This is a genomic window from Pseudoalteromonas luteoviolacea (assembly GCF_021654285.1).
GTDB lineage: Bacteria > Pseudomonadota > Gammaproteobacteria > Enterobacterales > Alteromonadaceae > Pseudoalteromonas > Pseudoalteromonas luteoviolacea_J.
Window position 1 is genome coordinate 21374 of record NZ_JAKFZS010000031.1, and the last position, 13642, is coordinate 35015.

The window sequence follows — 13642 nt, forward strand, 5'->3', positions numbered from 1 at the left end:
GCAAACAGCTACGCCCTAAAATTGTAACTTTCTGGCTTATTTGTGTATTTATACAGGTGTAATAAGCAGAATTTATTCCTTATTTTTATTTTTAAACCCAATTTATGAAATTGGTGATCTCTACCCCTACTACAAGAATAAGCAACATTGCATCTCACCATTTCAATATCGCTTGAGCCTTTATAAATCGGCATATATCTTCATTTGATTAGGCAACTCCTTAAAAATAAAATTTCAATTTATAGGAAGCTATGTTTGGTCTATTACCAAAAGCGTGTGTCAATGAACTCAGCTGAGCTATGATATGAGAACGAAAGGGAGTTACAGCTATCTCCATATTTATCAGTGCATTATGACAGTGGACTACAAAGCAGATGTTTAATTTTTAACTTTGCTATTCTCACTAGAATATCGAACCATATGCAGTTAGCGTATATTTATAGCGGTTTATTCACTGTTAAAAAGTAATAAAATGCAGTTTGGTATAACTCGTAAAATAAACAAATAAAAATAAAGTTTTATATGATTGTTAGCGTCTGTTCATTCTTATTTAAGATTAAAGTATGGACTTAAATTTTAAATTATACAGGGCTGTTGAACATTATGGCCCGATTTCTGCTCTATCTTCATCAAAGATCCGAATTTGATAAAAATGAGTCCGGGAACGGACTGATTTTTATCGAATAAATCTAATAAATTAAAAATGTTTAATAAAACAATGCTTTAAATTTAGCACTGAAATTTGCTAATTTGTTCACTCACTCAAAATAAATAGGAAGTAGTATCAAGGTTGGCAGGGCAATTTTTGCAAATGCAAAATGAGACCGGCTTTGAATGTATAAAAATAATAAGGGAGTTTATTTTAGTGCCTAATTCTATAAGACATTTTATTTTAGCTAATATTGTCATTGGCTCTTCATTCTTATCAATTAACGCAAATTCAACACCAGCTGTTAGAGTTGGCGAAGCTCAGCCATGGCAAAAAGGTATACAACAACCATTGTACTGTCATGCTGATGTACCATTTCGTCAGCAAATTTCAAGTCATGTATCCGCTGAGTTAACTTGGTTATTGCCTGCGGGGAGTCAGGTTAAAAAAGGTGAATTATTAGCAAAACAAAATGACTTTTATCTGAAACGTCAACTTGCGCAATTAGATGCAAACGCAAAAGCTGCGCATGCAAATTACATCTACTCATTCAATGAGTATGAACGGCTAAGTAAGCTTGATGAAGGCGGGGTTGTTTCTAGCTCTGAATTACAGCAACATAAAAGGGATTATCAAACCGCACTAGAACAAAATAAAATATATGCTGAGCAATTTCGTGTAGTTGAACACCAGCTAAATAATCTAACACATTGGGCGCCTGCTGATGGCGTTGTTCTGTCTTTATCAGGCCAGCCGGGACAGTGGGTTGGAGAAGGTGAAAGTATCTTAGAGTTTTTGCCTGCTGAACATCATGAAATGACATGTCGAGTTGCATTAGATTTGTATCAGGAGTTCAATCACTTCAAAGATGTTGAGTTGGCTGTGTCAGATGGTACAGAGCTCGTTTTAGACCGCCATGCTGGTTTGGTTAGTAGTGAAGACCAGACAATCAATTTACATTTAAAGTTTAAAAATACTCCCCCAGAAAAGTTTTTAATCGGCCAACGTTACGTGGTTTATGCATCGATGGCTGCCAGCAATTTGACTAAGGTGCCGTATGATGCGTTGACCATAAACAACAGTGAATATTACGTTTGGCGTGTAAGTTCAGGCAACCAAGTCAGTAAAGTGGTTGTAGAAATAATTGATTCTGAAAAAAATTACTCAGTAATTCAGGGAGGTATACAAGTTGGTGACAAACTAGTGGTTAAAGGGAAAGTTGCACTCAAAGAAGATACAATAGTCACCATTAATGATCAGGGTAAATTATGAGATTAGTTGAAAAGTATGGCTCTATTATTATCGCTTTCTCTTTTTTACTTGTTCTATTAGGCGTTTTTGCTGGTTTAAAACTGCCTAATGCGCTTTTACCTAAAATTGATAGAGCACAGATTGCTGTGGTCACATCATGGCCCGGTAAAACGGCGGCAGAAATTGAGCAAAGCTTAATTTCACCGCTTGAACGTCAATTGGCTGGCTTAGGTCAGTTAAAAAACATGCAAACCAATATTTCAAACGGTCAAGCCTGGACAACTTTAAACTTTCATTATCAAGCTGACATGGAAAAAGTATATATGGAGGTTCTGGCACGCATAAATCAAGTACCAGATTGGCCTTCTCAAGTTGCTAAACCCCGAGTGATTGACTTTAGCAATGGTGCGGGCTCAACTTTGGCTTCTTTGTTTTTGTACTCTGAGACAGAGAAGTCACAAGAAGATTTTATGCATGCTTATCGTGCTTATGTTGAACCTGCAATGACAGATATTCCAGGTATTACCAACATTAACATGGATAATAATCGACTGGCGCAAAGAGTAGATATTGAGTTTGACCCGCAAAAATTGACGCAATTTTCACTGACCATTGATCAAGTCACTCGTAAGCTTCAAGGCTTGATTGACCGTTCTGGTGACAGCTTAATGTTGGGCTCAAAAGAGTATGATTTGCACTTTAAAGGTCAAATGGCATTGAATGAATTACGGAGTTTACCAGTTGCAGTTACTGGCATTCGTGTTGTGCGCTTAGGAGAGGTTGCCACTGTACACAAACGATTTGTATATGATTGGTCATACTCATCATTTAAAGGCAATCAATCAATATATTTTTTCCTACAGCCAGATAAGGATATTAATGTATTAGAAACAATAGATCTCATTAAAGCGACTTTAGCAGAGTTAAATGAGGGGCCTTTGTCGTCGCTTGATTTAAAAGTTGTCATGAGCCGAGACAATTCAATACCTATCAAACAAGCACTATTACTGGTTTATGGCAACTTGTTGTTAGGTGTACTGCTTGCTTGCGGGTTCTTGTATTATTTTATACGTAATCTGCGCGTTGTGTTTTTGATTTTTGTCAGTATTCCTGTGTGTTTGTCTTTAGTTCTGCTAGGGATGCAACTTGGTGGGCGGAGCTTGAATTTAATTTCTTTGGCGGGGATGGCGTTGTCTGTTGGACTCTTACTTGATGCATCCATCATCATTGTTGAAAACATCCAGCGCTTGAGAAGTACTGGGCTATCGCTTTTGCAAAGCTGCCGACAGGGAGTATTACAAGTACGAGCAGCGCTCATTTCTTCTACTCTTTCCAGTATTGTTATTTTTGTACCTATTGTTTTAATGCATTCTGAAGTTAGCCAGTTATTTGGTGATCTCGCATTTACGATTTCCAGTGCGTTAGTTGCTTCGATTTTGGTCGCGCTGTTCTTATTACCAGCGTTATCACGGCAGCTTTTGCCTAATAAGCAAGTTTCATCAGGTAAGCAGCTATCAAAAAAGTGGACTACGTTTGTTACCGCGCCTTCTCGTTCTAAGCTTCAAGGCGCAGTATGGTTGATAATAGCAATTCCCGGAGCTTTGTTAATTAGCTGGTGGATGAAACCTGAGTTAGATTTACTGCCGAACCCGAAAGAAAACATTGTGTTGGTGTACACGGCTTTTGATGAACCGCTTTCAGTTAATGCTGCAAAATTACAGATAGGGGATGTTATGGAGCAGCGCATTGCAGCGCAAAAAGAGCTTGGTAACAATCCTACTTTTGACATTCATGGTGCTTTTTGCCGACCTGCTAATTGCCTGTTGTATTTTTATCCCGAAGGGGATTGGGACTTTCCTGCATTCAAAAAGTGGGTGGAATCTGAAATAGTCAAGGATTTACCTGATGCCAGAACTTACGTTTACCAGGGGACCTTACTTAGATTAGCACTGCCTGATGCGCGTACCAGCCAATTGGATTTAAAAGGCTTAAGGATGCCAGAGCTACAAAAAGCTGGGCAAGCATTACTTAACCATTTAGTCGAAACTTTTCCTGACGCTCGGATCACCGAAGTCATTCCAATGAGGGATACAGTGGCAAGAATTGAGTTTACGCCTAAAGTCGACACGCTTGCTTTTATGGGGATGTCTCAATCTGAATTAAATCAGATCTTGGTGACATTAACCGATGGCGCCTATCTTGGTCAGTTTTATGCAGATAGTGATACTTTGCCTTTCTACTTAAAAGGGAAAACGCCTGAGCACCTTGAGCAATTATTGCAAACAGAAGTGATGATACCCAATCATGGACTGCATCCAATACGCTCTTTGGTCGACACACAGTTAAACTTGGCACCAAGTGCTATATATCGCACTGATCGAGAAGTCAGTATGTCAATTAATTTAGTACCTGCCAGTGGTCAGCCTGTGGGTCCGTTTATTTCGCAAGTAAAAGCTGAAGTTGATGCTTTTTTAGCGAAGAGACAAGAGCAGGGGCTATATATCAATTACCGTGGTAGCGCAGATCAATTAAGTGGGTTTTTAACTGAGTTCTTCCAGATGTTTCTTGTATCTTTATTAATCTTATTTTTATTGATACGGGTTGCACTTAGCTCTTGGTCGTTAGCTATTGCTGTTATGTTATCGATGCCGTTGGCACTACTAGGTGGCATGCTCTGCTTGAAGCTAGTTGATTACTTTGCTCCGCAAAATTTAGACATTGTTACGATGATCGGCTTTATCATTTTAATGGGGTTAGTGATAAATAATGCCATTTTGCTTGCAAGCCAATATCGTTCGGCGATGGCGGCTGGCCAAACACAGCAGCAAGCGATTATACAGTCGACGGGTTATCGTATGCGCGCCATTTATATGAGCACAGGCACAAGTATTTTTGGCATGTTACCGTTAATGCTCAGCCCTGGGGATGGTTCAGAAATATATCGTGGTTTAGCTGCTGTTATTGTTGGAGGTATGACGTTCAGTGCTTTGTTTAGTTTGGGCTTTATGTCGGCTTTACTGTCACTGCCGATATTTAATATGCAGCCTCAGTTGAAAGATAACCCTGAAAATGAGCCTGTGTTAGAAAGTTAACGACAATGTGGCTTCTTTTGCGACTTCTCTTTTATTGAGCAGGTAAGCAGTTGAAGCCATTACGACTCATTGTAGGTGTAAGTTTTTAGGTACGATATAAATGGAAGGTCGCAAGCTATGCGACAGACATTAATGTGAGCCTTTGCTTTGTGCAATTAGGTTCATGCGGTTAAAGGGATAGTTAGATTTTATGATTGCGAGATTTTTATTGTGTTTGAGTTTGTGTGTTTTGGGTGTAAACACACTACAGGCTAGGGCTGAGGTAATTAGCCCTGCTCAGCAATTACAACCAACACAGGCAAAGAAAATAGTCGAAGAGTTTGCTCAATCTATTGAGCAAAATTATGTTTTTACCGATATAGCAAAAAAAATAGCAGCTCAGCTACGTGGGCTAACTTTTCAAGGTGTGCAATCTCGACATGGCTTGTCCAAACAAATTACAGACTTAGTGAGCCAATACGATAAACATTTAGCATTAGTTACCCGTGTTGATAATAATGGCAAACACAGTAATGGTGCGCGAGAGCCTTGGTTTACCGAATTAAAACGCAAGAACTCTGGAGTACGCCAAGTAGAAGTACTTGCAGGAAATATTGGTTATTTGGAGATGTGGGGTTTTGATACTGTCTCTCAACAAGCCAATGAGGCGATTGCCGCGTCGATGACTTTATTGCAGAGGACCGACGCACTTATTCTAGATTTTAGTCAAAATGGTGGTGGCGATGGTTTTATGGTTTCTCACCTTGCTAGTTATTTCTTAAAAAAGCCCACTTTATTGCATACTTACCTATTTCGAAATGGCAGTCGTTATCCTTTTAGAAGCGGCCAACCTATGGGCGCTAGCCAATTTCGTGATATGCCTTTGTATATATTAATTGGTCCAGATACGTTCTCTGCTGGAGAGGCATTTGCATACGCGATGAAGCACCTAGGACGAGCGACTTTGATTGGTGAGCCATCAAAGGGTGGTGCAAACCCCATCAATCAATTTAAATTATCACATGATTTTATTGCATTTGTAGCAATCGGAACGAGTGTCAGCCCTATAACTGGGGAAAACTGGGAAGGGAAAGGCGTAATACCAGAAATCAAAGCTGAGGTTGAAATTGCAAAGTCAAAAGCCCATTTGCTGGCATTGCAGGATCTAGCTGATAAAAGTTCTAACCCTTACTTAATGAAAGAAAGAGTGGAAAAAATTCGGCAGTTAGCCACACAGCTTGATGTTTTTAATCATGAAAATAGTAGTAACAATAAATCTAGATAAATTGAGCGATTTATATCATGAGCCTTTAAATAAAAATCTGTGTGTAATTTATAAAACGCCTAAGATTTATTTAGGCGTTTTTAAATTATAGCTGGTAACTATTAGTGACCAGTTTCGTATGATGCTCTAGCTGTGTTTGTTTGCTCCCAAGTACCGTCTTTGTATAGGATCAATGCAGAAGCTGTTGTAGAAGAGTAAGCTCTTACTGTTACGCCGCAGCTTGTGCTAGATTTGCCACATCGTGCTGCACCGCTCCAACGAACTTCTTGGATAGGCTTTGTTACGTTTTTAAGATAAAAACGACCTGAAGTTGAGCTGCCGAATGAAAAATCAAAGCCGAAGCAGCTCTTGGTGCCATTGCCCCAAGCATTACCATTCCCTTTTGGGTATACATCACACACAAGGTCTGCTGAGAATGCAGAACCAGCAAAAAGGGTACCTGCTACAAGTGTGAGAGCTTTTAAAGTAGTTTTCATTTTTAAATTCCTGTTTATTGATGTTTTATTATTGAACGCGATTTCGCATTAACAAGATAATAAAATATTTAAGGTTTCGTCAACAGTGTTTTTTAAAAATCAAACTATAGGTGTGAATAGGTGGCTTGTGGGTTATTTCTATAAATAATTGAAATATAAAATAAAGAATTTCATGTTGTTTTTGTGGTGTTTTTAATGTCTATGTTTTTATTGGATATTTTTTATTTAACAACTAAGTGATTTTTATGTTAATTACCTTTTTCTCTTGATGTTTTTCGAACGAGTTTTGAACAGTTACTCTTCAGTTTTTCTATTTTTTGATGAAGGATGTACTTATTCTATGCCCAAGCAGTTCAAATTATTTATTTGTCTTTGTTAAATTTCGGTTTTGATCTTTAAAGGGCAAGCTTGATGTGTTTGGGGTCTATTCATTTTCACTAATACACTCACAGAACAAAGTTAAAGGTTAGCTATTACAATTTTTTATTTAATTAGGCTAAAAATCCTCTGATCAAACGGTTAGAAAAGATTTGATATGCGAGGTCACATTAATGAGTATTTGAAATTAACGACCAGATTAAGTTGTTATTTAGTTTTTTATATTTTATTAATACGTGTTTTTTGAATCATATAATCGTCAAAGTGTTATTTTAATTTGGTTTCTAATTGTGATGAATGGATTGTAACTAGTTGATTTTATTGCGTGCGTATCAGGTATGGAGTAATGAGTTGTTATTGGTTTTTATATGGTTCCATTTCTATGATCGAGCGCTGAGTTTTTAAGTGTCAACCACCATAATCGCATTGCCCTTTAGTTGAACTTTGTGGTTACAAAATATGTTTATTTCACATTTAACAAATGTTCTCTGATACATTGGAAGGTACAATTTATTTAACAATAAGGAAATCACAATGAAGAAGTACGTGATTGTGTTAGCTTGTTTCGTGCTTAATGGTTGCTCTGTAGCGATAGATGAGTCTAACTTTATTAGCCAATCAGAGTCGGTAAAACCATATGAATCTCAATTTATTAAAAGTCTTGATCGGGCGACGAAGCAGCATGTTGTCAAAGAACTTAAAATATCCACAGGTGAAGGCGCAGTTCAATTACATGGCCTGCATTTAGATTCTTTGGATACAGATAACACAATATTATTTATACCGGGTAACGGAATGACAGTTGAAAGCCCGGAAACTAAAAAAGCATTGTTGCACTTAGCTAACTATAAATTTGATATTGTTGTGTTTGACCGCAGGGGCTTAGGCGCAAGCAATGGCAAAGCCACAATCTCGAACTTGGTTGAAGATGCGAAAATGAGCTTTGAATATGTTAAAAACCAACTTAATGCTGATAAGGTGCTAGTACATGGCTTTTCTCTAGGTAGTTTCTTGGCAGCTCAAGTAGCCAGCGAAAAGCCAATTGATGGTTTGGTAATGGAAGGATCAGCCACTAATGTTCAAGAGTGGATAGATGAAGCAATTCCTTGGTACAAAAAAATGATAGTTGATGTACAAGTCGATGACGTCTTTTATTCTGTAGATAACAAGCAAGTGTTAGGGAAGGTGTATACAGGTCCATTATTGGTTATAGGTGGTGGGGAAGATAAGCAAACTCCTGTTTCACTCTCACATGCACTGTATAAGTCGAGTAAAAGTCAGAATAAGCGAATTGTAATTTCTGAAGAAGCTGACCACTATCAAATGTTTGAAAATGAAAAAGTGCGCCGTGCCTATGCTGATTTTGTTGTGAGTCTTTAGAGAATAATTTCAATGGGCTAGCATTATGTCTTTGCTAGCCCGTTTACTCGCATCAGCAGGGTGATGTTGGACAACCGCATTCAGAGTACCAAGTCGGATTACGAGGCACTGATGGGCCGCAATTATCTGAATATTGATCAGTGTGATCACCCCCAGCAATGTGAGGTGTCATATCTAATGGCAGCTTCATCTTGTCTTTAGACAAACTTTTTAATGTTTTTTTATTTAGTTTTTTCATTCTTCTTTTTCCTTAAGTGATACTTGGTTCTAATTAACGTATATCAATAACAAACAAATGTAAATGTTATGTTTCGTTAGTGTTTTTTTATTTGGGTTTGTATTTAGGTTATAGTCACTTAGTGATGACGGTTCCCGAGGACGATAAGAACAAACGGCTTATAATTTTATGAGATTAATTATATAAAGTTATTGGCGCTTGAATATGAAAGGTGACATTGATAATTTCTATTTAAACACCTAAATACAATGGCCCTTTTATGAATGAAATTCCAAGCTCATCTCTTATTAAGTCATATGTAGGTGATGCAGATTTTTATGATTGCTTTTCGTCTGATATCGATTGTTACCAAGGTGAAGCAGCACTTGAGCTATTTATAGAGTTAGTGGCACGCTCACCTGTGTGGTTCAACTTTTTGATGAGTTTGCGTAATAAGATCGTCTCAAGCTTTGGTTTGAAAGATCTTGGAGCGATTGATGATGTTAATCATCAGAAAAATTTAGAAAGCATAAAAGTTGGCGACAGGGTCGGGATTTTTACTCTTTATAAAAATACTCAACACGAAGTCATATTAGAGGATAAAGATAAACACTTAAACGTTAAAGTATCATTTTTTGTGACACCAAATGACTCTGGAGCCAAACTCCATGCAACGACAATTGTCCATTTGAATAATACATTTGGAAAATGGTATATGTTTTTTATTAAACCAGTCCATAAGTTGATAGTGCCAACGCTTTTACAGCGACTTCGCAAGCTTAATGAACAAAGGTGAATAGGTTGTACATTGATAGGTTGGTTGTTTCAAGCCACAACCAACCAATGCTAAATGAGCATCTAGCGTTCAATAAATGAAATTAATTTCTCAGCAATTTGAGTATTGTTTTGCGAGCCAATGAAATCTTCACGGCCTTTACCATGTGCAAATACCTGGACATCGATGGCAGTGTGACCCCCAGTTGTCCAACCGGTGTAACTGGCTTCATTTATTTGCTCGTTTATCGCTTTAAAAAGTGCTCTATCACCTTCGGATTTTGCTTCTTTAAGTTCTTCAGCGACTTCAGACGTATATTCTAGACCGGTAAGTGCAACCCAGTCCTTTTCTAGGCTTTTACTGTCTTTCAGTTTTTGGGTAATGGTTTTGACTGAGGCTTTAACATTTGCAACGACGTCACGTTCCCATTTGTAGTCGCCGTCTGCCCCCAGCGTTAGTCCACCGGTAGAGTGATCCGCTGTAATAACTAAAAGTGTATCAGGGTTTCTGTCGACATAGGCCTTGGCTAGTTCAATCGACTTAGCAAAGTCATCCATTTCCTTCATGGCACACGCAATGTCGTTAGCATGTCCACACCAATCAATTTGACTGCCTTCGATCATGACAAAAAAGCCTTCTTTGTTTTTGTCTTTATCAAGTAGATCGAGTGCTTTATTGGTCATATCCGTAAGGCGAAGAGGGCTTTCATCAATAGCATGTGGCATGCCTTTTTTGGCAAAAAGTCCGATTGCAGGCACTGATTTAAGCGAGTTTAGGTCATTTAAATCGTCAATGTATTGATATCCTGCTTGCTTGAACTCAGACACAATATTTCTATCTTCTCGGATGAAGTATTGTGTACCACCGCCTAGCATTAAATCGACAGGTAATTTTCCTGCTATTTTAACGTCTACATAATCGTTGGCGATTTCATCGTAATTGCGTCTCGACTCATTATGCGCAGCAAAGCTTGCTGGTGTTGCGTGGTTAATTTGTGATGTTGCAACCAACGCCGTAGTCATGCCTTTTTCTTTTGCCATTTGCAGCATTGTTTTAAGTGGCTTTTTAGCTGTGTCTACAGCGATTGCGCCATTGTAACTCTTGTTTGCCGTACTTAACGCCGTTGCACCGGCTGCACTGTCTGTAACAACTGTGTTATCGTCAGGATATGTATGCGCCATACCAACTAAAATTGAGTCAAACACTGTAGGCTCAACTACTTTGGTTGTTTTGTCATCTTTGTAGTATCTGTATGCCGTGGTATATGCTGGACCCATGCCGTCACCAATCATGTAAATGATGTTTTTTGGTGCAGCGTAAACTTGGCTACTCGCCAATAATGAAATTGCCGCTGCAACTGCCGAAATTTTGCGTGACATAGTTTTTCCTTTGAATTCCCGTGTTTGATTTAAGGTCTGATGCAATAACTGAATTAATTATTTCTATAGCTGTATAGATTTTATCGCGTATGATCTTAACTAAATGTGTTTGTGAAGAATATCAATAAATGCTGATTAATAAAAAAAATGAGATGAAAGACAATTTTAAAGATGGCTTTTCTTGGCAACAGGCTGGTAATGGGTCCGATGCTGTTGTTTGTTTACATGGGTGGTTAGATAACAGTAACAGCTTTAAACCGATAGCGGAGCTACTCACGGAAGATCAGAAAAAGAAATACACTTGGTATTTTTTGGATTTACCAGGACATGGCAAATCAGATTGGAAATCTGATGATGCACAGTATTATTTTGTTGAGTATGTGTATGATGTAATGCGCTTTATGCAAACAGCGAACATAAATAGCGCGCACTTTGTGGGCCACTCTATGGGGGCGCTTATCGCTAATCTACTTGCTAGCACTTTTCCTGATTATGTACGGTCATTGAACTTAATTGATGGCATTGGGCTCATATATCAAGGTAATCAATACGCTAAAACCAACTTAGTAAAGGCATTTGAAGAAAGACAAAAGCTAACTACTCAAGGTAACCGTTGGTTTGATGACAGGTCATCAATGATTAAGGCAAGGGCTAAGGTTGGCGGTTTTAATGAGCAAATCGCAGAGGTTTTAATGGAAAGAACGATTCTTGCCGAGTGTGGTAAATACAGATTGAGTTCAGACCCGAAACTTAAACTGCCTTCGACAATTAGGTTAAATCAGGAACAAGCGCTGAGTTTATTAGATAAAATTTCAGTAGACACTATGCTTATCTTACCTGAAGAAGGATATGCTCAAATGCGTGATAACATGAAAAAATTTCTTTCGTGTTTTGATAAACTTAGCGTTTCTAAGGTCTCTGGAGGTCATCATTGCCATATGCAACACCCTCAAGATATCTTAAATGAGATTGTTGGACATATCGAAAAGCAGGTGCTTTGCTGATTGTAACTTTGCTTTAAATATGGGAATATCCATCAGTTAGAGTATTTACTCAATTGTTTAAGTGCCTTATTTGCTTTAAGGTTAATGTAAAAAAAGAACGAGAACACAGGAGCTAAGAGTGGAAAAAATCTGGCTAAAGCGCTATCCAGAAGGCATGCCGGCAACGATTGATCCAGAACACTACAACTCGCTGCTAGAATTAATAGACGAATGTTTCACCAATTATGCTCAGTTACCCGCTTACTCAAACATGGGTAAAACACTGACATACAAAGAGATTGATGAAGCGACTAAATCGGTTGCAAGTTATATTCAAAATACGCTTAAACTTGGTAAAGGTGATAAAGTTGCGGTAATGATGCCAAACTTATTGCAAACACCAATCACGATTTTAGGTGTACTTAGAGCCGGTTGTACGGTTGTTAATGTCAACCCGCTTTACACTGTAAGGGAATTAGAGCATCAATTAAATGATTCTGAGGCCAAAGCTATCTTTATTCTAGCAAACTTTGCAAGTACGTTAGAAAAAGCGCTTCCTTCAACACCGGTTAAGCATATTGTTTTAACTCAGATTGGTGATTTACTTGGTGGCGTGAAAAAGCATTTAGTGAACTTTGTCGTCAAAAAAGTCAAAAAGATGGTACCAGCTTATAATTTGCCATCGGCGGTTCCTTTTGCAAATGCAATGAGTGCTGATCCTAATAGCTATAAAAAGCCTGATGTTAATCAAAACGATCTTGCATTTTTGCAATACACCGGTGGTACGACAGGCGTGTCAAAAGGTGCGATGTTAACGCACGGCAATATGGTTGCTAATTTAGAACAAGTATCTGGGTGTTTAGACAAAGTACTAAATAAAGGGAAGGAAGTTGTGATCACGGCGCTGCCGCTCTATCACATTTTTGCACTTACCGCGAACTGTCTGACTTTCATGAAATATGGCGGTCATAATATTTTGATCACAAACCCGCGTGACATGGCGGGTTTTGTTAAAGACCTAGCTAAGTATCCGTTTACTGTGATTACGGGTGTAAACACGCTATTCAACGGTTTACTCAATACTGATGGCTTTGCGCAGTTAGACTTTTCGAACCTAAAAGTGTCTTTAGGTGGAGGTATGGCGGTTCAAAGACCTGTCGCTGAAAGATGGCAGTCAGTCACCAACTCACGTTTACTTGAAGGCTATGGTTTAACCGAGTGTGCGCCGCTTGTGACTATTTGTCCGTTAGACCTAGAAGGCTATAACGGGTCAATTGGTTTGCCAGCACCAAGCACAGATTTAAAAATAGTGCTAGAAAATGGTGAAGAAGCGCCTAAAGGTGAACCAGGTGAGTTATTAGTCAAAGGCCCTCAAGTAATGGCTGGATATTATAACCGTCCAGATGCAACAGCTGAGTGTCTGCAAGATGGCTGGTTTGCAACAGGTGATATTGCAACTTATGACGATGAAGGCTTCTTTTACATTGTTGACCGTAAAAAAGATATGATCTTAGTATCTGGTTTCAACGTGTTCCCTAATGAGATTGAAGAGGTTGTTGCAAGCCACGATGGCGTGCTTGAAGTTGCTGCTATTGGTGTCCCTCACGAGGTCAGTGGTGAGCAAGTTAAAGTTTTTGTTGTCAGAAAAGACCAATCTTTGTCAGAAAAAGATATAATAGCGCATTGTCGTGAAAACCTAACAAACTACAAAGTTCCAAAAATGGTTGAGTTTAGAGATGAACTGCCAAAAACGAACGTAGGTAAGATATTACGTAGGGCGTTAAAATAACAAGAAACC

At 38.5% G+C, this 13642-nt stretch carries 10 protein-coding genes; 7 read left to right on the forward strand and 3 right to left on the reverse strand.

Annotation, left to right across the window (positions count from 1 at the left end; translation table 11 throughout):
• Positions 1-865 precede the first annotated feature (865 nt).
• The 3 genes from L1077_RS22325 (at position 866) to L1077_RS22335 (ending at position 6256) form a co-directional block, all read left to right on the forward strand.
• Positions 866-1921 carry an efflux RND transporter periplasmic adaptor subunit gene (locus L1077_RS22325; RefSeq protein ID WP_237139072.1) on the forward strand — a complete coding sequence of 352 codons (1056 nt, stop codon included), beginning with the start codon at positions 866-868 and terminating at the stop codon, positions 1919-1921.
• A complete protein-coding gene (locus tag L1077_RS22330) occupies positions 1918-4992 on the forward strand; it encodes an efflux RND transporter permease subunit (protein WP_237139073.1) in 3075 nt (1024 codons plus the stop codon). The genes L1077_RS22325 and L1077_RS22330 overlap by 4 nt, the downstream gene beginning before the upstream one ends.
• Before the next feature lie 190 nt (positions 4993-5182).
• A complete protein-coding gene (locus tag L1077_RS22335; protein ID WP_237139074.1) occupies positions 5183-6256 on the forward strand; it encodes a S41 family peptidase in 1074 nt (357 codons plus the stop codon).
• Positions 6257-6357: 101 nt separating this feature from the next.
• On the opposite strand, the gene L1077_RS22340 is transcribed toward L1077_RS22335, so the two are convergent.
• Positions 6358-6732: a hypothetical protein gene (locus L1077_RS22340; RefSeq protein ID WP_237139075.1), complete on the reverse strand. Its 375-nt coding sequence runs from the start codon at positions 6730-6732 to the stop codon at positions 6358-6360.
• A 912-nt stretch (positions 6733-7644) separates the two neighbouring features.
• On the opposite strand from L1077_RS22340, the gene L1077_RS22345 reads away from it, so the two are divergent.
• Complete coding sequence (locus tag L1077_RS22345) at positions 7645-8490, forward strand: alpha/beta hydrolase (RefSeq protein WP_237139076.1); 846 nt, start codon at positions 7645-7647, stop codon at positions 8488-8490.
• A 52-nt stretch (positions 8491-8542) separates the two neighbouring features.
• Here L1077_RS22345 and L1077_RS22350 read toward each other — a convergent pair whose 3' ends face one another.
• Positions 8543-8728 carry a hypothetical protein gene (locus L1077_RS22350; protein ID WP_237139077.1) on the reverse strand — a complete coding sequence of 62 codons (186 nt, stop codon included), beginning with the start codon at positions 8726-8728 and terminating at the stop codon, positions 8543-8545.
• Positions 8729-8987: 259 nt separating this feature from the next.
• On the opposite strand from L1077_RS22350, the gene L1077_RS22355 reads away from it, so the two are divergent.
• Complete coding sequence (locus tag L1077_RS22355; protein WP_237139078.1) at positions 8988-9503, forward strand: DUF2867 domain-containing protein; 516 nt, start codon at positions 8988-8990, stop codon at positions 9501-9503.
• Positions 9504-9565: 62 nt separating this feature from the next.
• On the opposite strand, the gene L1077_RS22360 is transcribed toward L1077_RS22355, so the two are convergent.
• Complete coding sequence (locus L1077_RS22360) at positions 9566-10861, reverse strand: alkaline phosphatase (protein ID WP_237139079.1); 1296 nt, start codon at positions 10859-10861, stop codon at positions 9566-9568.
• A gap of 128 nt (positions 10862-10989) precedes the next feature.
• Here L1077_RS22360 and L1077_RS22365 point away from each other — a divergent pair, with 128 nt between their 5' ends.
• Both L1077_RS22365 and fadD read left to right on the forward strand, forming a co-directional pair.
• A complete protein-coding gene (locus L1077_RS22365) occupies positions 10990-11865 on the forward strand; it encodes an alpha/beta fold hydrolase (RefSeq protein WP_237139080.1) in 876 nt (291 codons plus the stop codon).
• A gap of 118 nt (positions 11866-11983) precedes the next feature.
• Entirely contained in the window at positions 11984-13633 is a 1650-nt protein-coding gene (fadD, locus tag L1077_RS22370) for a long-chain-fatty-acid--CoA ligase FadD (protein ID WP_237139081.1), read from the forward strand.
• Positions 13634-13642: the final 9 nt, after the last annotated feature.

What these genes read in the sequence shown, in the direction of transcription:
- L1077_RS22330 (WP_237139073.1), top strand. Translation starts at nt 1,918, where the DNA reads ATGAGATTAGTTGAAAAGTATGGCTCTATTATTATCGCTTTCTCTTTT.
- L1077_RS22335 (WP_237139074.1), top strand. Translation starts at nt 5,183, where the DNA reads ATGATTGCGAGATTTTTATTGTGTTTGAGTTTGTGTGTTTTGGGTGTA.
- L1077_RS22340 (WP_237139075.1), bottom strand. Translation starts at nt 6,732, where the DNA reads ATGAAAACTACTTTAAAAGCTCTCACACTTGTAGCAGGTACCCTTTTT.
- L1077_RS22345 (WP_237139076.1), top strand. Translation starts at nt 7,645, where the DNA reads ATGAAGAAGTACGTGATTGTGTTAGCTTGTTTCGTGCTTAATGGTTGC.
- L1077_RS22350 (WP_237139077.1), bottom strand. Translation starts at nt 8,728, where the DNA reads ATGAAAAAACTAAATAAAAAAACATTAAAAAGTTTGTCTAAAGACAAG.
- L1077_RS22355 (WP_237139078.1), top strand. Translation starts at nt 8,988, where the DNA reads ATGAATGAAATTCCAAGCTCATCTCTTATTAAGTCATATGTAGGTGAT.
- L1077_RS22360 (WP_237139079.1), bottom strand. Translation starts at nt 10,861, where the DNA reads ATGTCACGCAAAATTTCGGCAGTTGCAGCGGCAATTTCATTATTGGCG.
- L1077_RS22365 (WP_237139080.1), top strand. Translation starts at nt 10,990, where the DNA reads ATGCTGATTAATAAAAAAAATGAGATGAAAGACAATTTTAAAGATGGC.